We start from the raw sequence: 22,883 nt of genomic DNA on the forward strand, positions 1-22,883 counted from the left end.
CGATCGAGAGGGCCGCAGGATCTCTTCTCGCCACCGTGGCCCGATCGCCGTCAGGATCCGAGCGCGACCGCTCGGGGATGGAGTGGCCCGTGGCCCCGATGGACAGCCAGAGCAGCACCGCACGACGCGCGAGCCGGGGGGAGGAGACGCCGCAGGCCGAGCGCACGTACGTGCTCGACACCTCCGTCCTCCTGTCCGACCCGCGTGCGCTCTTCCGCTTCGCCGAGCACGCGGTGGTGATCCCGGTCATCGTCATCACGGAGCTCGAGTCGAAGCGGAACGACCCGGAGATCGGCTACTTCGCGCGCCAGGCCCTCCGCCTCCTCGACCAGCTCCGCGAGGAGCACGAGCGGCTCGACTTCCCCATCGAGGTGGGCGAGGCCGGCGGCACGCTGCGCGTGGAGCTCAACCACTCCAGCATGGCCGCGCTCCCGAACGGCCTGCAGCTCGGCGACAACGACTCGCGGATCCTCGCGGTCGCGCTCAACCTGTCGACCGAGGGCCTCGCGGTCACGGTCGTCTCGAAGGACATGCCGCTGCGCGTGAAGGCCGCCTCCATCGGGCTCATGGCCGAGGAGTACCGCGCCGAGCTCGCCGTGGACAGCGGCTGGACCGGCATGGCCGACGTCACGCTCTCCAGCGAGCAGATGGCCGACCTCTACGACGGCGAGACGCTGCAGACGCGCGTCGTGCAGGACCTGCCCGTGAACACCGGCGTCGTGCTGCACTCCGACCGCGGATCCGCCCTCGGCCGCGTCGTCCGCCGCGGCACGGTCAACCTGGTCCGCGGCGACCGCGAGGTGTTCGGCCTCAAGGGCCGCTCGGCCGAGCAGCGGCTCGCGATCGACCTCCTGCTCGACCGCGAGGTGGGAATCGTGTCCCTCGGCGGCAGCGCCGGCACCGGCAAGTCGGCGCTCGCCCTGTGCGCCGCGCTCGAGGCGGTGCTGGAGAAGCAGCAGCACCGCAAGATCATGGTGTTCCGGCCGCTGTACGCGGTCGGCGGACAGGAGCTCGGCTACCTGCCGGGCGACGCCGCCGAGAAGATGAACCCGTGGGCGCAGGCCGTGTTCGACACCCTCGGGTCGGTCGTCTCGCAGAACGTCATGGACGAGGTGGTGGAGCGCGGGATCCTCGAGGTGCTGCCGCTCACCCACATCCGCGGGCGCTCGCTGCACGACGCGTTCGTGATCGTCGACGAGGCGCAGTCGCTCGAGCGCAACGTGCTGCTCACGGTGCTCAGCCGCATCGGCCAGAACTCGCGCGTGGTGCTCACGCACGACGTCGCGCAGCGCGACAACCTCCGCGTCGGGCGGCACGACGGCGTCGCGAGCGTCATCGAGACGCTCAAGGGCCACGAGCTGTTCGGGCACATCACGCTCACCCGCTCGGAGCGGAGCGCCATCGCGGCGCTCGTCACGGGGCTGCTCGACGGCGACCCCGTGTGATCCACCCGCTCCGCGCATGACGACGGGCGCCGGTCCCCGAGGGGAGCGGCGCCCGTCGGCGTCGGTGCGGCTAGCGGTCGAGTCGGGCGAGGATCCGCCGACGTCGGCGGTGCAGCCGCCACCAGCTGAGCGAGTGGCGCACCTGGATCCTCCCGAGCTCCGCGAGACCGGGGAGGTCCGCGTCGGCCAGCCGTGCTTCGACGGATGCCCTGTCGTCGCGGTCGGACGTCTCGATGATCGCGTGGGCACGCGTCACCCGATCTGATGACAGCGGGTGGGCGGCTATGGCGGCATCGACAGCGACGAGGCCGGCGTGCGGGGTGCGGGAGGATCCGGGCTCGGCGGTCATGCGCTGCCCCTAGAGGCCGGGCGCCGTCATCCGCAGCACGTCGAGGCCCGCATCGAGCTGGTCCTCGGTGATCTCGCCGCGCTCGACGTAGCCGAGGTCGACGACGGCCTCGCGCACCGTCATCTTCTGGGCGACCGAGTGCTTCGCGATCTTCGCCGCGGCCTCGTAGCCGATGATGCGGTTGAGCGGCGTGACGATCGACGGCGACGACTCCGCGAGCGCCCGCGCGTGCTCCTCGTTGACGCGCAGGCCGTCGACGGTCCTGTTGGCGAGCAGGCGCGTGGAGGAGGCGAGGATGCGGATCGACTCGAGCATCGACGAGCCCATGACGGGGATCGCGACGTTGAGCTCGAAGAGGCCGGAGGCGCCCGCCCACGCGACGGTGGCGTCGTTGCCGATGACGCGCGCGCAGACCATGAGCACGGCCTCGGGGATCACCGGGTTGACCTTGCCGGGCATGATCGAGGACCCGGGCTGGAGGTCGGGGATGTGCAGCTCGCCGAGGCCCGTGTTCGGGCCCGACCCCATCCAGCGGATGTCGTTGCAGATCTTGGTGAGGCTCACCGCGAGCGTGCGTAGGGCGCCGGACGCGTCGACGAGGCCGTCGCGCGCACCCTGCGCCTCGAAGTGGTCGAGCGCCTCGGTGATGGGCAGGCCGGTGTCGTCCGCGAGCACGCGGATCACCTTCTGCGGGAAGCCGAGCGGCGTGTTGATGCCGGTGCCCGTGGCGGTGCCGCCGAGCGGGACCTCCGCGACGCGGGGGAGCGCGGTGCGCACGCGCTCGATGCCGAGGCGGATCTGGCGCGCGTAGCCCGCGAACTCCTGGCCGAACGTGACGGGCGTCGCGTCCATGAGGTGCGTGCGGCCCGCCTTGACGAGCCCCTTCCACGCGCCGGCCTTGGCCTCGAGTACCTCCGCGAGGTGCTCGAGCGCGGGGATCAGCTCGGCGAGGAGCGCGCCCGTGACGGCCACGTGCACCGAGGTCGGAAAGACGTCGTTCGACGACTGCGACGCGTTGACGTGGTCGTTCGGGTGCACGGGCTTCCCGAGCGACGCGGTCGCGAGGGCCGCGAGGACCTCGTTCATGTTCATGTTCGAGCTCGTGCCGGAGCCCGTCTGGTACACGTCGATCGGGAAGTGCTCGTGGTGGGATCCGCCGGCCACCTCGTCGGCGGCCGACACGATGGCGGCCGACACGTCGGCGTCGATGATGCCCATCTCGCCGTTCACGATCGCCGCGGCGCGCTTGATGCGGGCGAGCGCCTGGATCTGCGCGGGCTCGAGGCCGCGGCCGGAGATGGGGAAGTTCTCGACGGCGCGCTGCGTCTGGGCCGCGTACAGCGCATCCCGGGGGACCCGCACCTCGCCCATCGTGTCGTGCTCGATGCGGAACTCGTCCGCTGAGCTGCTGTCTGATCCGGGGGAAGTGTCGACCACGCTGTTTCTCTCTCCTTCGGGACGGGTGATGCGCCCACGGCCTCGTGGGCCCTGGGAGTGTGCGGGTCAGCGCGGACGGCCCCTCTAGCGAGGGATGTCGCCCACGATGACGTCGGGCACCGCGGTGCCCTCGAGGAGCTTGTAGTTGGCGCCGACGATGGCCAGGCTACCGGCCGCCACCCGGTCGGAGATCATCTCGGACGCCTCCAGCATGCGGGTCACGGTGCCGCGCAGGTGCTGGCGTCCGACCTCGCCCGCGTCGACCTCGCTGGGCACGACATGGTCGCCCGCGACGCGGTGCACGGCGGGCGCGATGGGTGCGATGAGCTTCGCGATGTGCGGCGGCAGCGCCTCGGCACCGGGTGCCGCGCTCTCGATCGCGGCGCGCACGGCACCGCACTCGTCGTGCCCGAGCACCACGATCAGCGGCACGCCCAGCACGGCGACGGCGTACTCGAGGCTGCCGAGCACGGAGTCCGAGATGATCTGGCCCGCGTTGCGGATCACGAAGAGGTCGCCGAGGCCCTTGTCGAAGATGATCTCGGCCGCGAGCCGCGAGTCGCTGCAGCCGAAGAGCGCGGCCACCGGGCGCTGCACGTGGGCGAGCGCGGCGCGGCGCTCCACGTCCTGGCGCGGGTGCTCGGGGGTGCCGGCGACGAAGCGCGCGTTGCCCTCCACCATCTCCGCCCACACCGCGGCGGGTGCCTGCACGGCGTCGTCCTGCGCGGTCTCGACCTGATCCGTCATCCCTCGTTCCCCTCTTCCGGTGCGGTGGTGCTGGTGGTGCCGTCGGCGGGCGACGGCGACGGCGTCGCGCCCGCCGGGGCGGTGCGCGCGGCGGCGACCGCGTCGATCGCGGTGCGGAGCTCGTTCGCGTCGGCCGTGCCGTAGATCGCGTAGGTGCTGTCGCCGTCGACGGCGCTCGCCGCGAGGACGACGTTGCCCGGCTCGTCCGCCTGCGAGTTGTCGTACAGCGTCCAGTCGAGGCCGCCGATCTCCTCCGAGCTCACCTCGGGCGCGGACTGCAGCGTCTCGTCGAGCCAGGTGGCGTTCGCGTCGATGCCCTGCGAGATCCCGATGTAGCGGTTGCTCGGCGTGATGAGGCCGATGTACCAGACGGCCACGCCGTCACGGCCGGCCGGGCGGATCTCGGCGTCGTTGCTCTTCCAGGCCGTCGGCAGGTCGGGCACCACGAGCGTCTGCGGGAACCCGCCCTGCGCCTCGGCGGCCGCGGCGCCGTAGTCGACGTCGGGGAGGATCGTGGTGTTCGAGCGGGGGACGAGCGCGACGATCACCGCGACGGTCGCGACCGTGACGATGAGCGAGTAGAGCAGGTTGCGGAACGTCTGCTTGGCGCGGTGGCGGCGGGAGTCGGCGGCCTTGCGGGCGGCGGTCTCCTCGGGCGTCTCCGGTCGGCCGAGCTCGGCGACGACGTTCGGGGTGCGGTCCTTCGCCACGGTCAGCCGGCGTCTGGCGCGGTGGTGCGGGCCGCGTCGAGCCGCGCCTTGGCGCCGAGCAGCCACTCCTCGCAGCGGGCCGCGAGGGCCTCGCCGCGCTCCCACAGGGCGATCGACTCCTCGAGCGTGGATGCGCCCTGCTCGAGGTCGTTGACGACGCGCACCAGGGCGTCGCGCGCCTCCTCGTAGCTGAGCTCGGAGACGTCGGGCAGGCGTGCGCCGGTGTCGGCGGGGCTGGTGGGCATGGGGGAGATCCTAGCTTTCGGGGCCGGACGCGGGCCGGGCGTCCGGGGCGGGGGAGGCGGGCAGCCGCGCGGCCGACGACGGGATGTCGTCGGTGGGGCCGGTGGAGGTCGCGCCGAGCGCGCCGGCGGCGAGCCGCAGCACGAGGCCGGTGCCGTCGGGCGCGTCCGCGGGGGCGCGGAGGGCGGATCCGTCGGCCGTCTGCACGATCGCGTAGCCGCGGTCGAGCACGTGCTGCGGCGAGAGCGTGCGCAGCTGCCGTGAGAGCTCGCTCGTCTGCTGCATCCCGCGCTCGACGACCCGGCCGGCGAGCTCCGCGGAGCGCGCGATGTAGCGGCCGAGCTCCTCGGCGCGCGAGTCGACGATCCACGAGGTGCTCGCGAGCACGGGCCGGGACCGCAGCTGCTCGATGCGGTCGATCTCGCCGCGCACCTGGCTGGTCAGCCGCATGCCGATGCGGGCGCGGGCCTGCTGCACGCGCGACAGCTCCTCGGACACGTCCGGCACGACGCGCTTCGCGGCGTCGGTGGGGGTGGATGCGCGGAGGTCGGCCACGTCGTCGAGCAGCGGCCGGTCGGCCTCGTGCCCGATCGCGCTGACGAGCGGCGTGCGGCACGCGGCCGCCGTGCGCACCAGCTTCTCGTCGCTGAAGACGAGGAGGTTTTGGAAGTCGCCGCCGCCGCGCGCGATGACGATGACGTCGACCTCGGGATCCTCGTCGAGCACCCCGATGGCCCGCGTGACCTCGCCCGCGGCCCGGTCGCCCTGCACCGCGGTGTGCACGACGCGGAACCTGACGCTCGGCCAGTGCAGCTGCGCGTTCCGCAGCACGTCCTTCTCGGCGTCCGAGTCCTTGCCCGTGATGAGGCCAATGCAGCCGGGGAGGAACGGCAGGCGGCGCTTGCGGTCGGCGTCGAACAGGCCCTCGGCGCGCAGCGTCTGGCGCAGCCGCTCGAGCCGCTCGAGCAGATCGCCGAGGCCGACGTGGCGCATCTCGAGCACCTGCATCGTGAGCGTGCCGCCCTTGACCCAGTAGTTCGGCTTCACGAGCGCGACGACGCGGGCGCCCTGGCCGAGGTCGGCCGGGATCTTCGCGCGCACGGACGACCACACGGTGAAGCTGATGGTGGCGTCGACGTCGAGGTCCTTGAGCTTCCCGTAGACGTTGCCGCCGGATCCGCCCCACTGGGTGATCTCGCCCTCGACCCAGGCGGTGCCGAGCCGGTCGATCCAGCCCTTGATCTTGCCCGACAGCACCGAGACGGGCCACGGCGCGTCAACCGTCGGGGCATCCGCCGCGGGCATGGACACGGTGCGCGTCTCGCTCATGGCTCCCCCACTCGTCGCCCAGCACGGGCGCTTAGACTCGGGACTGTGACTACAGCGACCACTGACCAGCGACTCGTGGGAGCACCCGTCGTCAGCCTGTCGATGCCGCGGATGCCCGGCGTCCGCAACAGGCTCAAGGATAACCCGGTGGCAGGACCCAAGAAGGTCCTGCTCGCCGCTCCGCGCGGGTACTGCGCCGGCGTCGACCGTGCCGTCGTGGCCGTCGAGAAGGCGCTCGAGCGCTACGGCGCCCCCGTCTACGTGCGGAAGCAGATCGTCCACAACGTGCACGTCGTCTCGACGCTCGAGCGCATGGGCGCGATCTTCGTGGAGGAGGTCGACGAGGTGCCCGAGGGCGCCCACGTCGTCTTCAGCGCGCACGGCGTCTCGCCGGCCGTCGTGCAGGGCGCGGCCGACCGCGGGCTCCAGGCCATCGACGCGACCTGCCCGCTCGTCACGAAGGTCCACCGCGAGGCCGTGCGCTTCGCCAAGGCGGACATGCAGATCCTCCTCATCGGCCACGAGGGGCACGAGGAGGTCGAGGGCACGGCGGGCGAGGCGCCCGAGCAGACCATCGTCGTCAACTCCCCGGAGCACGCCGACGTCATCGAGGTCAAGGACCCCGACAACCTCGTCTGGCTCTCGCAGACCACGCTCTCGGTCGACGAGACGATGGAGACGGTCCGCCGCCTCCGCGCCCGCTTCCCGAACCTGCAGGACCCGCCGAGCGACGACATCTGCTACGCCACGCAGAACCGCCAGGTCGCCATCAAGAAGGTCGCGGTCGACGCCGACCTGGTGATCGTCATCGGATCCGCGAACAGCTCCAACTCCGTCCGCCTCGTCGAGGTCGCGCTCGAGTACGGCGCCAAGGCGTCCTACCGGGTCGACTACGCGTCCGAGGTCAAGCAGGAGTGGCTCGACGGCGTGAACACCGTCGGCGTCACGAGCGGCGCGTCCGTGCCCGAGGTGCTGGTGCAGGAGCTGCTCGACGACCTGGCCGACGCCGGCTACGGAGACGTCACCGCGGTCGTCACCGCCGAGGAGGACCTCGTCTTCTCGCTCCCCAAGGAGCTGCGCAAGGACCAGTCCGGCAACACGGATTCCCGCGCCATCGGCGGGCGCACCCGCGCGTGAGCGACGACGACGGCACGCGCCGTCCCGGTCGGCCCGCGCCGCGCTACGGCGAGTACGCGTCGCCGTCGTCGGCCGACGCCGGCGGGTCGTCGGAGCTGTCCGAGGCGGATGCACGGATCGTCGCCGAGGCCGCCGAGTACCGCCGCGCGCAGGCCGCGCGCGACGCCCCGGCGTCCGCCGGCCGCGGCGGGAAGAAGGGCGGCAAGGCGTCCGCGCCGCAGACCCTCGCCGAGCAGATGGCCGAGGAGCGCAAGGCGGCGCGTGAGCGCCAGCAGGCGGAACGCCGCGATGCCGAGAAGGCCGCGGCGGACGCCCGTCGCGTCGCGGAAAAGAGCGCGGCCGCCGAGCGCCGAGGCGCGCGCCGCTCGCCTGGCTCCGCGCCGGCGTCGGATCCCACATCCGCCGCCGGGAGCGGCGCCACCCCGGGCACCCGCCCGGAGCGCCCCGACTACCTCGCAGGACAGGAGCCGCGCCGCGCGCCCCGGCGCTTCGACGCGGCCATCACGGTGGGCCTGCTCGCCGCGGGCCTCGTGAACGTCGTCGGCAGCATCGGCGCGAACGCGGATCCGTCGCGGGCCATCAACCAGTCGTACGCGCTGTTCGGAGGCGGCACCTACGAGGTCACGCCGCAGACCTCCGTCATCGGCATCGCGGTGAACGTCGTCAACATCGTCGTGTTCGTGCTCGCCGCGTGGATCGCGCTGGAGCTCGTGAAGCGCAAGCGCCTGGCGTTCTGGGTGCCGATCGCGGGCGCGGTCGTCGCGACCGTGATCACCAGCGTGCTCGTGCTGACGCTGATCCTCGCGGATCCGGCGTTCCAGCAGATCATGGCAAACCGCGGGCCATGACGCGCGGCATCTGACGCACGACGGCGGGGCCGGTCCTGGTGGACCGGCCCCGCCGTCGTTGGCCTTGCTGCCGCGGGCTAGCTCTGCGACTTGCCGTGCGAGCCGAGCTGGCGCGTGGCCTCGAGGACGCGGGCGGCCATGGCCGACTCCGCCGTCTTGCCCCAGGCGCGGGGGTCGTACGTCTTCTTGTCGCCGACCTCGCCGTGGACCTTGAGGAAGCCGTCGTAGTTGCGGAGCACCGAGTCGGCGATGGAGCGGCTGAACGCGTACTGCGTGTCGGTGTCGATGTTCATCTTCACGACGCCGTTGCGCACGGCCTCCGCGATCTCGTCGTCGGAGGAGCCGGATCCGCCGTGGAAGACGAGGTCGAACGGCTTCTCGCCCGTGCCGTACTTCGACTGGATGCCGTCCTGGATCTCCTTGAGGAGCGCCGGGCGCAGCTGCACGCCGCCGGGCTTGTAGACGCCGTGCACGTTGCCGAAGGTGAGGGCAGCCATGTAGCGGCCCTTGTCGCCGAGGCCGAGGGCCTCGACGGTGGAGATCGCGTCCTCGAGCGTCGTGTAGAGGTGCGAGCCGGTGTCGTGGCTGACCCCGTCCTCCTCGCCGCCGACGACGCCGATCTCGACCTCGAGGATCGCGTTGATCGCCTTCATGCGGGGGAGCAGGTCCGTCGCGAGTCCCAAGTTCTCGTTCAGCGGGATGGCCGAGCCGTCCCACATGTGCGACTGGAAGATGGGGTTGCGGCCCGCGCGGACCTCCTCCTCGCTGGCCTCGATCATGGGGAGGACGAAGCCGTCGAGGGCGTCCTTCGGGCAGTGGTCGGTGTGCAGCGCGACGGTGATGGGGTAGTTCTTGGCGACCTCGGTGGCGAAGCGCGCGAACGCGAGGGCGCCGGCGGCGCGGTTCTTGACGGTGTGGCCGGAGAAGTAGTCGGCGCCGCCCGTGGTGACCTGGATGATGCCGTCGGATCCGGCGTCGGTGAGCCCCTGGAGGACCGCGTTGATCGTCTGCGACGACGAGACGTTGACCGCCGGGTAGGCGAATCCGCCGGCCTTGGCGCGATCCAGCATCTCGGCGTACTGCTCGGGGGTTGCTACGGGCATGGTGCATCTCCTTCGGCGGATCCACGGCGACGCCGTGCGGCTGTCGCGGGATCCTGATCGGCCGGCGGATGGAGTCGTGCGGCCGGGCCCCGCGTGCTCGCCACTCTACCCAGCGGGGCTCTCCGCGACCGGGGACCGCCGGCTCGTGAACTCGTCGGCCGAGAGCTCGCGGGTGGTCGCCTCGAGCGGCTCGAGCGTGCCGATGACCTTGGACTCGTCGAGCCGGCTGAGGCGGCGGGCGGTGGGGAGGACCTGGCGCTCCAGGGATCCGACGACGCGGTTGTAGTCGCCGACCGCGCCCGTGAGCGAGCGGCCGAGCTTCGCGATGTGCTCGCCGCTCGTGGCGAGGCGCGCGTGCAGCTCGCGGCTGAGGTCGAAGAGCTGCTTGGCGTCCTCCGTGAGCACCTCCTGCTGCCAGCTGAACGCGACGGTCTTGAGCACCGACCACAGTGTGACGGGGGAGGAGAGCGCGACCCGGCGGGAGAACGCGAACTCCATGATGCTCGGGTCCGCCTCCAGCGCGGACGACACCAGCGACTCGCTCGGGATGAACGCGATGACCATCTCCGGGCTCGCGTCGAGCCCCTCCCAGTAGGCACGGCTGCCGAGAGCGGTGATGTGGTCGCGCACGGCCTGCACGTGCTGCTTCATGAGCGCGTCGCGGCGGGCGCCCTCGGGCCCGGTCGCGGAGGCCGGGATGGCGCTCGCCTCGAGGTACGCGGTGAACGGCGCCTTCGCATCCACCGCGATGTTCTTGCCGCCGGGCAGGTGCACGACCATGTCGGGCCGGCCGATGCCCTGGGCCGTGGAGACGGAGGTCTGCACGTCGAAGTCGACCCGGTGGATGAGGCCCGCCGCCTCGACGACGCTCCGCAGCTGCGTCTCGCCCCACACGCCGCGCGTGCTGTTGGAGCGGAGCGCGGACGCGAGCGTCTCGGCCGTGGCGCGCAGCCGCTCCTCCGCCTCGGTGGCGCTCCGCAGCTGCTCGCTCAGCTCGCCGTGCTGCTGGCGGCGCTGCTCCTCCAGCTCGTGCACCTTCGCCTGCACCTGCTTGAGGCTCTCGGCGACGGGGCTGAGCGCGGTGAGCACGCGGCCGTCCTCCTCGGTGCGGGCGACCTCGGCGCGCTGGATCTCGCGCAGCCGGGTCTGCAGCTCCGCGATGCGGTCCTCCTGCTGGCCGATCTGCTCACGGAGGTGGGACTCCTGCGCGTCGAGCCGCTCGCGGTGCAGCGCGTCCTGGGTCTGGGCGCGCTCGGCGAACTGCGCGGTGGTCTGGGCGACCTGCTCCTCGGCGAGCCGCTCCGTGCGATCCAACTGCTCGCGGAGCGCCGTGACCGTGGCCTCCGCGGCGGCCAGCCGTGCGGCCTCGCCGGCGCGACCCGGTGCATCCACCCCCGAGCGGGCGCGCGACACGGCGAGACCGACCACCGCGCCCACGGCCAGGCCGATGATGAGGCCGACGAGCAGGGCGATGACGGGATCCATGCGTGCAGTGTGCCAGCGGCCCCCGACACGGCAGGGACCTCGGGCGCGCGCCCGAGGGACGGATGCGGCGGGCTGCGCCTGGGGAGGATCAGGCCCAGTCGATGGGCGGCGTCGCGGCGGCGGACGCCTGCGTGACGGTCTGCATGCGCGGCGCGCCGATGCGGCCCATGCCGACACCCGATGCCTCGGCGAGGTCGGCCAGAGACGCGGCGCCGTGCCGGTCGGCCGCGTGCACGACGATCGCGGCGCACGCCCGCGCGTCGGCCAGCGCCTCGTGGTGCGAGAAGTCCTCGAAGCCGGCGGCCCGGGCGGCGACCGGCAGCCGGTACGAGTCGAGCGTGTACGTGCGGCGCGCGACCTGGAGGCTGCAGAGGTAGGAGTACGGCGGCGCGATGAGCGCGGTCGCCTTGCACGCGCCCTGGATCACGCCCATGTCGAAGCGCGCATTGTGGGCCACGAGGTGGTCGTCGCCCGCGAAGGCCATGAGGCGCGGCAGCTGATCGGCCCAGCCGTCGGCGTCGGCCACGTCGTCCTCGACGATGCCGTGGATCCGGGTGTTCCAGACCGAGAAGGAGTCGTGCCCCGCGGGCGGCCGGATGAGCCAGGACGCGGTGTCGACCACGACGCCGTCCCGGACCTTCACGAGACCCACCGAGCACGCGCTCGCCGACGAGTTGTTGGCGGTCTCGAAGTCGATCGCGGTGAAGTCCAACGGCATGGGCTCGAGTCTTCCACGCACGCCCGACGCCCGATCTCGGGACGCCCGCCGCGTCCGCCGGTCGGGGGAGGAGGCGAGGTGCCCCGTACGATGGACTCCCGTGGCACTCACTATCGCGATCGTCGGTCTCCCCAACGTCGGCAAGTCGACGCTCTTCAACGCCCTGACCAAGAACCAGGTGCTCGCCGCGAACTACCCGTTCGCGACGATCGAGCCGAACGTGGGCGTGGTGAACCTGCCGGATCCGCGTCTCGAGGTGCTCGCCGGCCTCTTCGGCAGCGAGAAGATCCTCTACGCGCCCGTCTCCTTCGTCGACATCGCGGGCATCGTCCGCGGCGCGAGCGAGGGCGAGGGCCTCGGCAACCAGTTCCTCGCGAACATCCGCGAGGCGGACGCCATCGCCCAGGTGGTCCGCGCGTTCACGGACGAGGACGTCGTGCACGTCGACGGCCGCGTCGACGCCGCGAGCGACATGGAGACCATCAACACCGAGCTGATCCTCGCCGACCTGCAGACCCTCGAGCGCGCCGAGCCGCGCTACGAGAAGGAGCTGAAGACGAAGCGCATCGAGCCCGTCGTGCTCGAGACCGCGAAGGCCGCGCGCGAGTGGCTGGATTCGGGCAAGCCGCTGTCGGCGTCCTCCATCGATCTGGATCCCGTCCGCGAGCTGGGCCTCCTCACCGCGAAGCCCTTCATCTACGTGTTCAACGTCGACGAGGACGTGCTCGGCGACACGGCCCGCCTCGCCGAGCTGGCCGCCCTGGTGGCGCCCGCGAAGGCCGTGTTCCTCGACGCGAAGATCGAGTCGGAGCTCATCGAGCTCGACCCCGAGGACGCCGCCGAGATGCTCGCGTCGACGGGCCAGGAGGAGTCGGGCCTCGACCAGCTGGCCCGCATCGGCTTCGAGACCCTCGGCCTCCAGACGTACCTGACCGCAGGCCCCAAGGAGACGCGCGCCTGGACCATCGGCAAGGGCTGGAAGGCCCCCCAGGCGGCCGGCGTGATCCACACCGACTTCGAGAAGGGCTTCATCAAGGCCGAGGTCATCTCCTACGACGACCTGGTCGAGACCGGCACCATCGCCGAGGCCCGCGCCAAGGGCAAGGCCCGCATCGAGGGCAAGGAGTACGTCATGCAGGACGGGGACGTGGTGGAGTTCCGGTTCAACAACTGAGCGTCCTCTAGAGAACGCTCGCCGCCGCCCCCCAGTACCAAAATACGCGCTCTTTACATCGTCGGATGCACCTTGCTCACATCGTCTGCCAACTTTATATTAGGCAGCGATATGTTCCCGAACCCTTCGTACAATGGCAAGCTCCGTAAATACAGCTCTGTCAATTGAAAGTTCGAACAGATCATCCATTTTGTGTGCCACTTTCTTGTCACCGCGGCGCGAGCAGCAGACGGAAAGGGCCGCGAGAAAATCATGGCTGTTCACTAGTAGTGCGTGATCGATGCTTTCTGTCGCTTCCTGGGTTGCGGATGCAACTGACGCCGAAGTCGCTACTCCTGCCTTAGAGCGCAGAATCGCAAGGTCTGCAATCGAATTAATATGCGCTTCGCAAGACTCGCCGTGCATGACAATATGCACGGGAAAATTTTGCATAGTTAAATCGTACTGTTTTGATACCGACGTATACCGTGTGCCGCCAATTAGCAACGCCATATCCCAGGCCCGTCGAAGACCTTCATCTACCCCTAGGGTGGAACCCTCGAGGTAGCGTCGAGCGATCCTCGTCATGCTCTTAGGATCGGCAAAATATGCATCCATATAAAGGTCGTAATACTCAGCGGCGATCACATTTGATGCGAAGTTAGTAATGGCTCCTGTCAACCGATCGAAGTCGGCATTGACAACAAAAAGAGCGCTTGGCAGTTCGTCAATAGCTAGCTTGCTGGCCTCAAGTAAGCTGTCCTTGCCGTATTCTACGACAAGGTCAACATCGGCCTGCAGGACGAAGTCGGCAAGGAGATTGAAGTCACTCTCGCCCTCTACTACGACGACCTTGAAGTGCTCTTTGTCAGCCTCCATCATCAACGCATTGAAAAGATCTGTACCATCTAGGTCGTCAAGCATCTTCGCCGGGCCCAAGCTCTACAGTTCGAGACCACCAGCGGCCAATGATTTGAGGTGAATGGGTCGCCACAATGAATCGAAATCCCCTAAGTTCAGCAACTCGAGCCACGTCGGCCAGGAAGTGTTTTTGCCACGTTACGTGCAATGAAATTTCAGGTTCGTCTATAAGGACCAAAGTTCCCGGATGAACACGGAATAAGAGGTTATACATAAGCACGAGTTCGTGCTGTTCGCCGGTCGATAATCCACTGGCAGGAATGCTTTGCCCGGTAGTGAGGGATTGGACCGTGAGGCCGTCATCTGCATTGACTCGAATTTCTTTGCGCAAGAAACGGGCATTTACCAGCTCTACGAGTAGAGTAATTCGTTGAAGAAGATCATCGAATGTTGCCAACTTGGCAGCGTTGTCCTTCAAGTAGGTCGTCAATACGGCACGTTGCCAGTCCTGCAACCTCTGGTCAGGGAGCGGAACATCCATTTCGGCGGATGTCAATCCAATTTCCACTAAGCGCCGTCGCTGTATGTCTTGCTGAAGGTACTCGTGGCGGATAGCTTCTTCTGATAATGTGTCCTGAACATGCTGGGCAATAATTCGGCCTGGGAAGGATCGATCCAAGCGTTGTGACGCCAACGAATTCTCGGCGAGGGAGCGTTCAATGCGCTGCCTTAAGTCACCTGCGTAGGCTTCGACGTTCCATTTTGGCGACGATTGAGAGTTCGATCGAGCGCGATTGGTGGGAGGAGGGATAGTCGCGAGTCTCTGGGTCTCGATCAGGTATGTCGCATTTCGGTCTAGAAACGCTTGCAGTTGCTCTGGCGGTTGAGCGCGAGCATACGCTCGGGTGCGAGGAGTTCCGTATCGCATGCGTAACTCCGCATAATCGATAATTTCGCCATCGCCAGGATCTCGCCAGAGATCCGAAGATCCTGGGATGGGGATGTAAGGCGTCATTTTTTGAATTCGACGACGAAGGTTTATATCATCCTCGACGGGAGCGAGCCACTCTATGATGTCGTTCTGCCGCGGCGAAGCATATCTGTAGACAACCTTCTCCGTCGGCTCATCGTCGGGAGCGTTAGGATCCGGGAAATGAACCAGCTTCTCAACTTGTAAGTAGTCCCCGTCATCAGCTCTGAGTTCAAGAGTTGCAAACCAAGCGGTTGCCAGTCGCCCCATATCAACATTGATCGCGGCGTTGATGAGCTCAAGAAACTTGGTTTTTCCAACGCCATTCAACCCGTAAGCAATGGCAAACTCCCAGTCGGCTTCGAGGGAGATGGTGTGGTCAAATTCACCTACAAGGCCAGTAACGGATGCTGATGATATCAAGAAATCCTCAGTTCTTTATGCTCTTGTTGGGTGGCTGTCGATTTACGCTTGGATGTCGGTAGTATTGCGTGAAGGACAAGGGGTCCCTCGTGCCTTGCTGGAAGGGCAGGGACCTAGCTTGCTCTTCCTTCTCTATAGTGGCGTACTGATTGGGGCTGACGTGTCCCCAATACGGGTCAATCGAAGGATTCTAGCGATCGGGATGTCCTCCAGATAGGCGGCTTGAGCGCCGCCGGCGTCATGCCAGTGGACTTGGACCTGGGCTGCCTGAAGACGAAGGGCGTGTCCCTCCACGACTTGGTCGAGACGGAACGCATCGCCGCAGGGTGCACCAAGAGCAGCGCTCGAGCCAGGCGCAAAGAGTAAGTCGTGCAGGACCGCAAGATGGTGCAGTTTCGGTTCAGCGCCTGAGCCCGGTACGGGGCCCCGCTCTTGGCGACCCGTTTTCGGCGTGCCGCTAGAACAGCGGCCAGGGCACCGCGGACTGCTGCCCAGCGGGCGCCGGGAAGCGCGCCTCGGCACGCAAGCGAGTGCATCGCTCCGCCAACGCCGCGACCTCCTCCGCCGTCAGCAGCTCCGCCAACTCCCGCCCCAGCTCCCCATCCAGCCCGGCGAGCACCCGATCCACACCCTCGAGCTCCTCCGCCGTCAGCGGCTCCCCGACCCACCCCCAGAGCACCGTCCGCAGCTTGTGCTCCTCGTGGAACGTGAGCCCGTGATCCACCCCGAAGCGGTGCCCATCGGGCATCGCGAGCACGTGGAAGCCCTTGCGGTCGGCGTTGTTGACGATCACGTCGAAGACGGCCATGCGGCGGAGCGCCGGGGTGTCCTCGTGGATGAGGGCGACCGTGTTGCCGTCTTCGTCCTCGCCGCCGAGCACGGTCTTGTAGCCGGTCTCCGGCACCTCGTCGACGGGGAGCAGGTCCACGGCGTCCTGGTCGGGATCCTCGTCCTGCCAGAGCTGCACCATGCCTTCGCCCGCGGGGCCGTCGCGCAGCCACGTGCGGGGGACGATGCCCCAGCCGAGCGCCTCGGAGACGATGCAGGCGGCGACCTCGCGATGCGCGAGCACCGCGTCGGGGAAGTCCCACAGCCGGTTCTCGCCGCGGATCGGCTTGTAGACGACGACCGTGTCGCCGATGGTGCCGAGGAACGTCGCGTTCGACGCGGTGCGGATGCGGCCGGTGAGGATCAGCTCGCCGTCCAGCGGGTCCGTCTCCGACATCATTCGTCGGGGAAGGTGTGAATGTGCCCGTCGGGGTCGATGGGGTAGCCGCACAGGGCGCAGATCGGGCGGCCGGCGCCGACGATCTCGTGGGTGCGCTTCGCGAACGCGCGGGCCGCGCCGACGGGCATCCGCACCACGAGCATCTCGGTGTCGGCTGCGTCGTCGTCGGCGCTCGGCAGGTCGAAGTCGTCGCTGTCGTCGTCCTCCGCCAGCGGGTAGGCCTCGATGACCACCTGGGCCTTCGTCGGATCCCAGCCGAGGCCCATGGCACCGGTGCGCCAGCGCTCGTCGACCTCCTCGAGCGGGTCGTTGTCGACGAGCTCCGGGGGCGTGCTCTCCGGGATGCTGAACGGGTTGCCCTCGACCGTGACGAGCTGGTCGAGGATCTCGTCGATCTTCTTGGCGAGCAGCGCGGACTGCTGCTTCTCGAGGGCGATGGTCACGAGCTGCGGGCCGGAGCGCACCTGGAAGTAGAACGTGCGCGCGCCCGGGAGGCCGATGGTGCCGACCACGGCCCGGTCGGGCCAGTCGAATTCGAGGGCTCGTGTGGGCATGCGTCCACTCTATGCGGGGAGGATCACGGCGTCGTGTGCCCGGCGCCGCCGCCGACCGGCGCATCGCCCGCTCCGGTGCCCGCCGCGAGCCACGAGAGGTCGCCCGCGTCGGTGTTGGTCGCGTGCACGGTCGGTCGGCCCGCGCCGTAGCGGACGATGGAGAGGGACGCGGGGCCCACGTCGATGCGCTGGAACAGGTCGAGGTGCATGCCGTACGCGTCGGCGAGGATCGACTTGATCACGTCGCCGTGGCTCACCGCGACCCACACGGCGCCCGGCCCGTGCTCGGCCTCGATGGCGGCGTCGTGCCGGCGGATCGCCGCGACCGCGCGCGCCTGCATCCCGGCCATGGACTCGCCGCCGGGGAAGACGACGGCCGACGGGTGCGCCTGGACGGTCTTCCAGAGGTCCTCGGTGGCGAGCGCGCTGAGCGGGCGGCCCTGCCAGTCGCCGTAGTCGCATTCGGTGAGGTCGGGGTCGACGGGCTGGGGCGGCGTGCCCTGCTGCCGCTCGAGGATGCGCTGCGCGGTCTCCCAGCAGCGCTGCAGCGGGCTGGAGACGACGGCGGCGAGCGGCACCGCGGCGAGCCGGTCGCCGGCGCGGTCCGCCTGGTCGCGTCCGGTGTCGTCGAGGTCGACGCCGGGGGTGCGCCCCGCCAGGATCCCGGTCGCGTTCGCTGTGGTGCGTCCGTGCCGCACGAGGATCACTGTCGCCATGCGGCCAGCCTAGCCAGCGGCCAGGTGCGCCCCGGCGGGCGGGATCAGGCCTCGCGTGCGGCGGGGACGGCGACCTCCGGCGCCGCGTCCGTGGTCGCGTCCGCCGGATCCACCGACCCGCCCCGCGCCTTCGTCACCACGTACAGCACCAGCACGACCGCCCACGCGACCAGGCTCAGCACGAGCTGCGGGCGGATCTCGGGGTCGAGCGCCATCTGCGCGAGCACCGCGAGGATGCCGACGACCGTGACGATCGAGAGGCCCGGGAACAGCCACATCTTGACCGGCAGGCCCGCGGATCCGCTGCGGCGGCGGAGGACGATCTGCGAGATGGAGATCAGCAGGTAGACGAACAGGATGATCGCGCCCGAGGAGTTGAGCAGGAACAGGAAGACGGTGTCGGGGGAGACGGCCGCGGCGATCACGCAGAGGAAGCCGACGACCGACGAGAGCAGGATCGCCGCGCGCGGGACGCCGCGCTCGGTCACCTTCACCAGCCGCGCAGGGGCCTCGCGTCGGGCCGCGAGCACGAAGAGCATGCGGCTCGCCGTGTAGAGGCCGGAGTTCAGGCACGAGAGCACGGCGGTGAGGACGACCGCGTTCATCACGTCGCCCGCGAACGGGATGCCCATGCGGTCGAACGCGCTCACGAACGGGGAGGCGCCGAGCTCCGTGGAATCCCAGGGGAGGATCACCGCGAGCAGGAAGAGCGAGCCGACGAAGAAGAGGGAGATGCGGAGGATGACGGAGTTGGTCGACTTCCGGATGGCCTTCGCGGGGTCCTTCGACTCGGCGGCGGCGATCGTTGCGATCTCCGCGCCGACCATCGAGAAGATCACCACGACGACCGAGGAGAAGATCGCGCCGACGCCGTTTGGGAAGAAGCCGCCGTTCGCGACGAGGTTCGAGAAGTCGAGCGAGCGGCCCGGCCAGATGCCCATCACGTAGAGGCTGCCGAGGCCGAGGAACAGGATGATCGCGGCCACCTTGATCCCCGCGAACCAGTACTCGAACTCCCCGAACGCGCCGACGGAGATGAGGTTGGTGGCGGTCATCAGCGCCATGAGGCCGAGGGAGAGGAGCCAGAGCGGCGCGTCGAACCAGTACGTGAGGGCCTTTGCGCCGGCGACCGCCTCGAATCCCACGACGATGACCCAGAAGTACCAGTAGAGCCAGCCCATCGAGAAGCCGGCCCAGCCGCCGAGCGCGTGCCGGGCGTAGTCGGTGAAGGAGCCGGTGCTGGGGTTCGCGGTCGCCATCTCGCCGAGCATGCGCATCACCAGGATGATCAGCACGCCGGAGATCGCGTAGGTGAGGAACGCGCCGGGGCCCGCGCCGTTGATCACCACCCCGGATCCCACGAACAGGCCTGCGCCGATGACGCCGCCGATCGCGATCATGGTGAGCTGCCTCTGCGTGAGGCTCTTGTGCAGCTGCGGTGCGGATGGCATGGAAGCCTCCGTGCGTGTCGGCGTTCGCGGGTGGGGGATCCTCCCGCTCGACCGGCGACGCGTCGGGCCGGGAGGTGCTGAGCACGATACGCAGGGGTGGGACGCGGCCGCGAAGTGTTCACATGAGCTTTACATTCGGGCGGCGGGCCGGGCGGGTCGGGCACGCGTGGCGGCTCCGCGAGGCGCGCGACATAGCATGACGGCGTGCCCCGCCGCTCCCTCGCCGCCGCCGTCGCCCTCGTGGCGGCGATCGCGCTCGCGGGCTGCACGGCGACCGACGACCTCGCGCAGCGCTCGCGTTCGGGTGATGGGGTCATGTCGGGCGACGGCCGCGTGACCGAGTTCACCTCGGACGACCGCGGCGAGCCGGTGTCCTTCACGGCGGAGGACCCGGCGGGCGCGACGGTGACGGCCGACCAGTTCCGGGGCAAGGTCCTCGTGGTCAACTTCTGGTACGCCGAGTGCGGTCCATGCCGGGTCGAGGCTGCGGACCTCCGCGATGTGAGCGCCGCGACCGCGGACACCGCGACGTTCCTCGGCGTGAACACGAGGAACTCGGCGGCGAGCACTGGAACCTCTCCGCCGCACGCCGGACCGGCCACCCGTCCTCGATGATCAACCGGGCAAGCCGAACCCTGCCCGCGGGAGTGAACGGGGCGTTAGCGTGAGTCACGAAGACCTCCGTGGACGTTGATGAGTGTGGTAACCCACATCGTCCCGGAGGTCTTCGCTATCCGCCCCAGCGTTCACAACCTCCCCAGGAACTACAACTAGGTACCGGAGCTCCTCGGCCGGGCTCACGCGGTGCCCGCCGCCACGCCGACGCCGGTGCCGACCTCGGCCCGCACGAACGCGTCGACCGCGTCCGCGTACCGCTCGGGGTGCGTGAAGCGGAGCATGTGGCCGGTGCCGGGGATCACCAGCTCGCGGGCGTGCGGCAGCCCGTCGCGGAGGGCAGCGGCTGCCGCGGGGCCGACGAGCCGGTCGTCCTCCGGCGTGAGGAGCAGCGTCGGCACGTCGATGCGATGCAGGCGCGCACGCACGTCGAAGCCGACGACCGCGCCGACGCGGGCGGAGTACGCGGCCGCCGGCGTGTTCACGAGGAACAGCTCGCGGTAGTCGCGACGCGTCAGCGGGTGAGGGGCCGCCGCGTCCAGCGGGGAGGCGAGCTGCGCCGTATGGAAGCGGAGCACGCCCTGCTCGTAGACGACGCGCGGCACGTGCCGGGCGATCGCCGCGGCGCGCGTCTTCCAGGCGGGGGTCGGATCCGCCGCGAAGCCGCCGAACAGCACGGGCCCGGCGAGTCCCGGTGGCTGGCGGAGCGCGAGCGCGAGGCTCACGACCGCGCCGAAGGAGTCGCCCACGAGCACGTAGCGCGGGAGGTCGGCGACCGCGTCCTCGAGCGCGTCGGCCGCCTCGTCGACGGTCGCGGCGTCGTCCGGCAGTCGGAAAGTGCGCGTGGGGTGCGCGGCGAGCGCGGTGAGGGGAGCGAACTCCCACGGTGCGCCGGAGAAGCAGGGGACGCCGACGAGGACGGGCGGGAGCAGAACCGATGACATGTCATCAATCTATGCGCGTGCGTTCCAAGGCATCAGCCCCCGAACGGGCCACCGAGCGTCAGCCGCCGATGGCCCGCCGCACCAGCGCCGCCACCCGCTCCTCGTTCGCCGGATCCACCGCGGTCAGCGCGTACGAGGTCGGCCACATGGTGCCCTCGTCGAGCTGCGCCGGATCCTGGAAGCCGAGGGTCGAGTACCGGGTGCCGAACTTCGAGCCCGGCTGGAAGAACACGACGGGCTTGCCGTCCGCGTCGGCGTACGCCGGGAAGCCGTACCAGGTCTTGGGGCTCAGGCCGGGGGCGTGCTCGAGCACGATGCCGTGCAGCCACTCGGCGATCGCCCGCTCCTCGGGCGCCATCGCGGCGAACGCGTCGAGCACGCCCTGCAGCGCGGCGGCCTGCTTGTCGGCGGCCTTCTGGAGCTTCGCCTCCTCGCGCAGCTCGCGGGCGCGCTGCTTCATCGCGTCGCGCTCGTCCTTGGAGAAACCGCTGTCGGTCATGTCCGCTCCTTCGCGTGGTGGTGTGCCTGGAGCGTGACATGCGGCGGGGGAGCCGGCAAGCGCCGTGCGGATCCTGCACCCGGGCCGCCGGCGTAGCGTCGGACCATGAGCACCCACGAGCAGGACCAGCCCGTCATGGACGGCGCCACCGAGGCCACCGCGGACGAGAAGCGCGCCGGGCTCGCCGAGCAGGTCGCCTACGACCACCGCGACAGCGGATCCGATGCCATGGCCGCCGAGCTCGACCGTCGCACCGCCGATGCGGGTCTCGGCGACGGACCCGCCGATCCGGCCGCCACGCAGGCGACCTCCACGGGCAGCGACGGCATAGACGGCGAGGCGGACGCCGAGGTCGACGGACCGCACCCCGCCTGATCCTCCGTCCCGGTCGGCGCGTCCGCACCGACACGCCCGCGAGGATCCGCCCGGAATGCCCGGGCGGCTCCTCGCGGTTGGGGCAGGGGATGACCGAGAACCGAGCGACCCGCGTCCGCACGCCCGCCCCCGCCGCATCCCCCCGCTCCGACGGGACCGGCCGCACGGCCCTCGTCGTCGGCGCGACCGGCATCAGCGGATCCGCGCTGGTCGACCAGCTCACCGCCGAGGGCTGGGACGTCCTCGCCCTCAGCCGCCGTGCCGGCGCCGACCGCCCGGGCGTGCGCTGGATCAGCGCCGACCTCCGCTCCGCCGACGACCTGCGCCGCGCGCTCGCCGGCGAGCAGCCGAGCCACGTGTTCTTCACGGCGTGGTCGCGCCAGGCCACCGAGCAGGAGAACATCGACGTCAACGGCGGCATGGTGCGCGACCTCCTGGCCGCCCTCGACGGCGCGCCCGTCGAGCACGCCGCGCTCGTCACCGGCCTCAAGCACTACCTCGGCCCGTTCGAGGCCTATGGCCAGGGGAAGATGCCCGACACCCCCTTCCACGAGGAGGAGGAGCGCCTCGACGCCCCGAACTTCTACTACGCGCAGGAGGACGAGCTCTTCGCCGCCGCCGCGCGCCAGGGCTTCGCGTGGTCGGTGCACCGCTCGCACACGGTCATCGGGCACGCGGTCGGCAACCAGATGAACATGGGCCTGACGCTCGCGGTCTACGGATCCATCTGCCGCGACCTCGGCCTGCCGTTCGTCTTCCCGGGCAGCCGGACGCAGCGGGACGGGCTCACCGACGTCACCGATGCGACCGTGCTCGCGGACCAGATGGTCTGGGCGTCCACCGCCGAAGCCGGCCGCGACGAGGCGTTCAACGTCGTCAACGGCGACGTCTTCCGCTGGCGCTGGATGTGGCCGCGCCTCGCCGCCTTCTTCGGCGTCGAGGCCGTCGGCTTCCAGGACGCGCCGCGCCCGCTGGAGCAGCAGATGGCCGGCTACGAGGACGAGTGGGCGCGCATCGCGCGCGAGGCCGGGCTCGCGGAGTCCGACCTCGGCCGCATCGCGTCCTGGTGGCACACCGACGCCGACCTCGGCCGCGACATCGAGGTCGTCACCGACATCAGCAAGAGCCGGCTCGCCGGGTTCCTGACGCACCACCGCACGCTCGACAGCTTCCTCGGGCTGTTCGACCGCTACCGCGCGGAGGGGCTCATCCCGCGCTGACGGGCTGTGCGGGCGCGGGTCCCGCCGATGGCCGTCCGTACGCCAGGCGGCGGATCGCCCACTCGGCGGGACCGGCCCGTCCCGCGCGCTCGAGCGCCACGGACACCGCGACCGTGACGAGCCAGACCCCGATCGCGATCAGCGCGATGCGGGCGGTCCCCGCGCCGACGCCGAGGCCGAGCGACCACGGCTCCAGCAGGATCGCGAAGAGCACCGACTGGAGCAGGTAGCAGGTCATCGAGCGGCGGCCCACGGCGACCAGCGCGCCGAGCCCCGGCCCGGGCGCGGGATGCCCGCGGCGGGCCCGCGCCGCGACCGCCCAG

General features: G+C 70.0%; 25 protein-coding genes and 1 pseudogene. 7 read left to right on the top strand and 19 right to left on the bottom strand.

Features of this window, described 5'->3' with window-relative positions:
• The first annotated feature begins 98 nt into the window (after positions 1-98).
• Positions 99-1,445, top strand: coding sequence for an RNA 5'-3' helicase PhoH2 (gene phoH2, locus HDR73_RS00085; protein WP_049792010.1), 1,347 nt, complete (start codon positions 99-101; stop codon positions 1,443-1,445).
• A gap of 70 nt (positions 1,446-1,515) precedes the next feature.
• Here phoH2 and HDR73_RS00090 read toward each other — a convergent pair whose 3' ends face one another.
• From HDR73_RS00090 to xseA, 6 genes are all read right to left on the bottom strand, one after another.
• Positions 1,516-1,794: a hypothetical protein gene (locus tag HDR73_RS00090; protein ID WP_041464663.1), complete on the bottom strand. Its 279-nt coding sequence runs from the start codon at positions 1,792-1,794 to the stop codon at positions 1,516-1,518.
• A gap of 9 nt (positions 1,795-1,803) precedes the next feature.
• Positions 1,804-3,231: a class II fumarate hydratase gene (locus tag HDR73_RS00095; protein ID WP_012299691.1), complete on the bottom strand. Its 1,428-nt coding sequence runs from the start codon at positions 3,229-3,231 to the stop codon at positions 1,804-1,806.
• 84 nt (positions 3,232-3,315) lie between these two features.
• Positions 3,316-3,978, bottom strand: coding sequence for a carbonic anhydrase (locus HDR73_RS00100; protein WP_012299690.1), 663 nt, complete (start codon positions 3,976-3,978; stop codon positions 3,316-3,318).
• Positions 3,975-4,688, bottom strand: coding sequence for a DUF4245 domain-containing protein (locus tag HDR73_RS00105; RefSeq protein ID WP_012299689.1), 714 nt, complete (start codon positions 4,686-4,688; stop codon positions 3,975-3,977). The genes HDR73_RS00100 and HDR73_RS00105 overlap by 4 nt, the downstream gene beginning before the upstream one ends.
• 2 nt (positions 4,689-4,690) lie before the next feature.
• A complete protein-coding gene (locus HDR73_RS00110; RefSeq protein WP_012299688.1) occupies positions 4,691-4,933 on the bottom strand; it encodes an exodeoxyribonuclease VII small subunit in 243 nt (80 codons plus the stop codon).
• 10 nt (positions 4,934-4,943) lie between these two features.
• Positions 4,944-6,260 (bottom strand): exodeoxyribonuclease VII large subunit, encoded by a 1,317-nt coding sequence (gene xseA, locus HDR73_RS00115; RefSeq protein ID WP_012299687.1) that lies wholly within the window; start codon positions 6,258-6,260, stop codon positions 4,944-4,946.
• Positions 6,261-6,362: 102 nt separating this feature from the next.
• On the opposite strand from xseA, the gene HDR73_RS00120 reads away from it, so the two are divergent.
• Positions 6,363-7,397 (top strand): 4-hydroxy-3-methylbut-2-enyl diphosphate reductase, encoded by a 1,035-nt coding sequence (locus tag HDR73_RS00120; protein WP_041465029.1) that lies wholly within the window; start codon positions 6,363-6,365, stop codon positions 7,395-7,397.
• Positions 7,394-8,245, top strand: a complete 852-nt coding sequence (locus HDR73_RS00125) for a DUF6264 family protein (RefSeq protein WP_012299685.1) — start codon at positions 7,394-7,396, stop codon at positions 8,243-8,245. The genes HDR73_RS00120 and HDR73_RS00125 overlap by 4 nt, the downstream gene beginning before the upstream one ends.
• Positions 8,246-8,322: 77 nt before the next feature.
• Here the strand turns inward: HDR73_RS00125 and fbaA are convergent, their stop codons facing one another.
• From fbaA to HDR73_RS00140, 3 genes are all read right to left on the bottom strand, one after another.
• Positions 8,323-9,348 carry a class II fructose-bisphosphate aldolase gene (fbaA, locus tag HDR73_RS00130; protein ID WP_012299684.1) on the bottom strand — a complete coding sequence of 342 codons (1,026 nt, stop codon included), beginning with the start codon at positions 9,346-9,348 and terminating at the stop codon, positions 8,323-8,325.
• A gap of 105 nt (positions 9,349-9,453) precedes the next feature.
• Complete coding sequence (locus HDR73_RS00135) at positions 9,454-10,833, bottom strand: DNA recombination protein RmuC (RefSeq protein WP_012299683.1); 1,380 nt, start codon at positions 10,831-10,833, stop codon at positions 9,454-9,456.
• 88 nt (positions 10,834-10,921) lie between these two features.
• Complete coding sequence (locus HDR73_RS00140; RefSeq protein ID WP_041464662.1) at positions 10,922-11,551, bottom strand: 3'-5' exonuclease; 630 nt, start codon at positions 11,549-11,551, stop codon at positions 10,922-10,924.
• Positions 11,552-11,651: 100 nt separating this feature from the next.
• Here HDR73_RS00140 and ychF point away from each other — a divergent pair, with 100 nt between their 5' ends.
• On the top strand, positions 11,652-12,725 hold the full coding sequence (ychF, locus tag HDR73_RS00145) for a redox-regulated ATPase YchF (RefSeq protein WP_012299681.1): 1,074 nt from the start codon (positions 11,652-11,654) through the stop codon (positions 12,723-12,725).
• Between the two features lie 99 nt (positions 12,726-12,824).
• Here ychF and HDR73_RS00150 read toward each other — a convergent pair whose 3' ends face one another.
• The 6 genes from HDR73_RS00150 to HDR73_RS00175 all read right to left on the bottom strand — a co-directional run bounded on the left by HDR73_RS00150 (position 12,825) and on the right by HDR73_RS00175 (position 18,907).
• The gene (locus tag HDR73_RS00150; RefSeq protein ID WP_133064109.1) at positions 12,825-13,586 is read right to left on the bottom strand and encodes a hypothetical protein; all 762 of its coding nucleotides are present in this window, start codon (positions 13,584-13,586) and stop codon (positions 12,825-12,827) included.
• 34 nt (positions 13,587-13,620) lie between these two features.
• Positions 13,621-14,958, bottom strand: a complete 1,338-nt coding sequence (locus HDR73_RS00155; RefSeq protein WP_012299679.1) for an AAA family ATPase — start codon at positions 14,956-14,958, stop codon at positions 13,621-13,623.
• A gap of 457 nt (positions 14,959-15,415) precedes the next feature.
• Positions 15,416-16,183 carry an SCO1664 family protein gene (locus HDR73_RS00160; protein ID WP_041464661.1) on the bottom strand — a complete coding sequence of 256 codons (768 nt, stop codon included), beginning with the start codon at positions 16,181-16,183 and terminating at the stop codon, positions 15,416-15,418.
• Entirely contained in the window at positions 16,183-16,740 is a 558-nt protein-coding gene (locus HDR73_RS00165) for a DUF3090 domain-containing protein (protein ID WP_041464660.1), read from the bottom strand. The genes HDR73_RS00160 and HDR73_RS00165 overlap by 1 nt, the downstream gene beginning before the upstream one ends.
• 23 nt (positions 16,741-16,763) lie before the next feature.
• Positions 16,764-17,456: a histidine phosphatase family protein gene (locus tag HDR73_RS00170; protein WP_012299676.1), complete on the bottom strand. Its 693-nt coding sequence runs from the start codon at positions 17,454-17,456 to the stop codon at positions 16,764-16,766.
• Between the two features lie 44 nt (positions 17,457-17,500).
• A complete protein-coding gene (locus HDR73_RS00175; RefSeq protein ID WP_012299675.1) occupies positions 17,501-18,907 on the bottom strand; it encodes an amino acid permease in 1,407 nt (468 codons plus the stop codon).
• Between the two features lie 315 nt (positions 18,908-19,222).
• Between HDR73_RS00175 and HDR73_RS00180 the strand changes: the two genes are divergently transcribed.
• The gene (locus tag HDR73_RS00180; RefSeq protein WP_223842788.1) at positions 19,223-19,522 is read left to right on the top strand and encodes a TlpA disulfide reductase family protein; all 300 of its coding nucleotides are present in this window, start codon (positions 19,223-19,225) and stop codon (positions 19,520-19,522) included.
• On the opposite strand, the pseudogene HDR73_RS00185 reads toward HDR73_RS00180, so the two are convergent.
• The 3 genes and pseudogenes from HDR73_RS00185 to HDR73_RS00195 form a co-directional block, all read right to left on the bottom strand.
• A pseudogene (locus HDR73_RS00185) lies at positions 19,470-19,580 on the bottom strand (IS481 family transposase); the annotation flags it as partial. The gene HDR73_RS00180 and the pseudogene HDR73_RS00185 overlap by 53 nt on opposite strands.
• Before the next feature lie 124 nt (positions 19,581-19,704).
• Positions 19,705-20,466: an alpha/beta fold hydrolase gene (locus HDR73_RS00190; RefSeq protein WP_012298392.1), complete on the bottom strand. Its 762-nt coding sequence runs from the start codon at positions 20,464-20,466 to the stop codon at positions 19,705-19,707.
• A gap of 58 nt (positions 20,467-20,524) precedes the next feature.
• The gene (locus tag HDR73_RS00195; RefSeq protein ID WP_012298393.1) at positions 20,525-20,965 is read right to left on the bottom strand and encodes an iron chaperone; all 441 of its coding nucleotides are present in this window, start codon (positions 20,963-20,965) and stop codon (positions 20,525-20,527) included.
• Between the two features lie 105 nt (positions 20,966-21,070).
• Between HDR73_RS00195 and HDR73_RS00200 the strand changes: the two genes are divergently transcribed.
• On the top strand, positions 21,071-21,340 hold the full coding sequence (locus tag HDR73_RS00200) for a hypothetical protein (protein ID WP_012298394.1): 270 nt from the start codon (positions 21,071-21,073) through the stop codon (positions 21,338-21,340).
• Between the two features lie 89 nt (positions 21,341-21,429).
• Positions 21,430-22,560, top strand: a complete 1,131-nt coding sequence (locus tag HDR73_RS00205) for an SDR family oxidoreductase (RefSeq protein ID WP_012298395.1) — start codon at positions 21,430-21,432, stop codon at positions 22,558-22,560.
• Here HDR73_RS00205 and HDR73_RS00210 read toward each other — a convergent pair.
• Positions 22,547-22,883: DUF418 domain-containing protein (locus tag HDR73_RS00210; protein ID WP_287136172.1), on the bottom strand; the 337-nt coding region annotated here is incomplete at its 5' end. The genes HDR73_RS00205 and HDR73_RS00210 overlap by 14 nt on opposite strands.

Source organism: Clavibacter sp. (genome assembly GCF_014802555.1).
Classification (GTDB): Bacteria; Actinomycetota; Actinomycetes; order Actinomycetales; family Microbacteriaceae; genus Clavibacter; species Clavibacter sepedonicus.

Excerpts from the sequence above, each read along its gene's own strand:
- HDR73_RS00110 (WP_012299688.1), bottom strand. The coding sequence starts at position 4,933 with ATGCCCACCAGCCCCGCCGACACCGGCGCACGCCTGCCCGACGTCTCC.
- phoH2 (WP_049792010.1), top strand. The coding sequence starts at position 99 with ATGGACAGCCAGAGCAGCACCGCACGACGCGCGAGCCGGGGGGAGGAG.
- HDR73_RS00090 (WP_041464663.1), bottom strand. The coding sequence starts at position 1,794 with ATGACCGCCGAGCCCGGATCCTCCCGCACCCCGCACGCCGGCCTCGTC.
- HDR73_RS00170 (WP_012299676.1), bottom strand. The coding sequence starts at position 17,456 with ATGGCGACAGTGATCCTCGTGCGGCACGGACGCACCACAGCGAACGCG.
- HDR73_RS00175 (WP_012299675.1), bottom strand. The coding sequence starts at position 18,907 with ATGCCATCCGCACCGCAGCTGCACAAGAGCCTCACGCAGAGGCAGCTC.
- HDR73_RS00205 (WP_012298395.1), top strand. The coding sequence starts at position 21,430 with ATGACCGAGAACCGAGCGACCCGCGTCCGCACGCCCGCCCCCGCCGCA.
- HDR73_RS00150 (WP_133064109.1), bottom strand. The coding sequence starts at position 13,586 with ATGATGGAGGCTGACAAAGAGCACTTCAAGGTCGTCGTAGTAGAGGGC.
- HDR73_RS00100 (WP_012299690.1), bottom strand. The coding sequence starts at position 3,978 with ATGACGGATCAGGTCGAGACCGCGCAGGACGACGCCGTGCAGGCACCC.
- HDR73_RS00160 (WP_041464661.1), bottom strand. The coding sequence starts at position 16,183 with ATGTCGGAGACGGACCCGCTGGACGGCGAGCTGATCCTCACCGGCCGC.
- xseA (WP_012299687.1), bottom strand. The coding sequence starts at position 6,260 with ATGAGCGAGACGCGCACCGTGTCCATGCCCGCGGCGGATGCCCCGACG.
- HDR73_RS00180 (WP_223842788.1), top strand. The coding sequence starts at position 19,223 with ATGTCGGGCGACGGCCGCGTGACCGAGTTCACCTCGGACGACCGCGGC.
- HDR73_RS00135 (WP_012299683.1), bottom strand. The coding sequence starts at position 10,833 with ATGGATCCCGTCATCGCCCTGCTCGTCGGCCTCATCATCGGCCTGGCC.
- HDR73_RS00195 (WP_012298393.1), bottom strand. The coding sequence starts at position 20,965 with ATGACCGACAGCGGTTTCTCCAAGGACGAGCGCGACGCGATGAAGCAG.
- HDR73_RS00200 (WP_012298394.1), top strand. The coding sequence starts at position 21,071 with ATGAGCACCCACGAGCAGGACCAGCCCGTCATGGACGGCGCCACCGAG.
- HDR73_RS00120 (WP_041465029.1), top strand. The coding sequence starts at position 6,363 with ATGCCGCGGATGCCCGGCGTCCGCAACAGGCTCAAGGATAACCCGGTG.
- HDR73_RS00140 (WP_041464662.1), bottom strand. The coding sequence starts at position 11,551 with ATGCCGTTGGACTTCACCGCGATCGACTTCGAGACCGCCAACAACTCG.
- HDR73_RS00165 (WP_041464660.1), bottom strand. The coding sequence starts at position 16,740 with ATGCCCACACGAGCCCTCGAATTCGACTGGCCCGACCGGGCCGTGGTC.
- HDR73_RS00190 (WP_012298392.1), bottom strand. The coding sequence starts at position 20,466 with ATGTCATCGGTTCTGCTCCCGCCCGTCCTCGTCGGCGTCCCCTGCTTC.
- fbaA (WP_012299684.1), bottom strand. The coding sequence starts at position 9,348 with ATGCCCGTAGCAACCCCCGAGCAGTACGCCGAGATGCTGGATCGCGCC.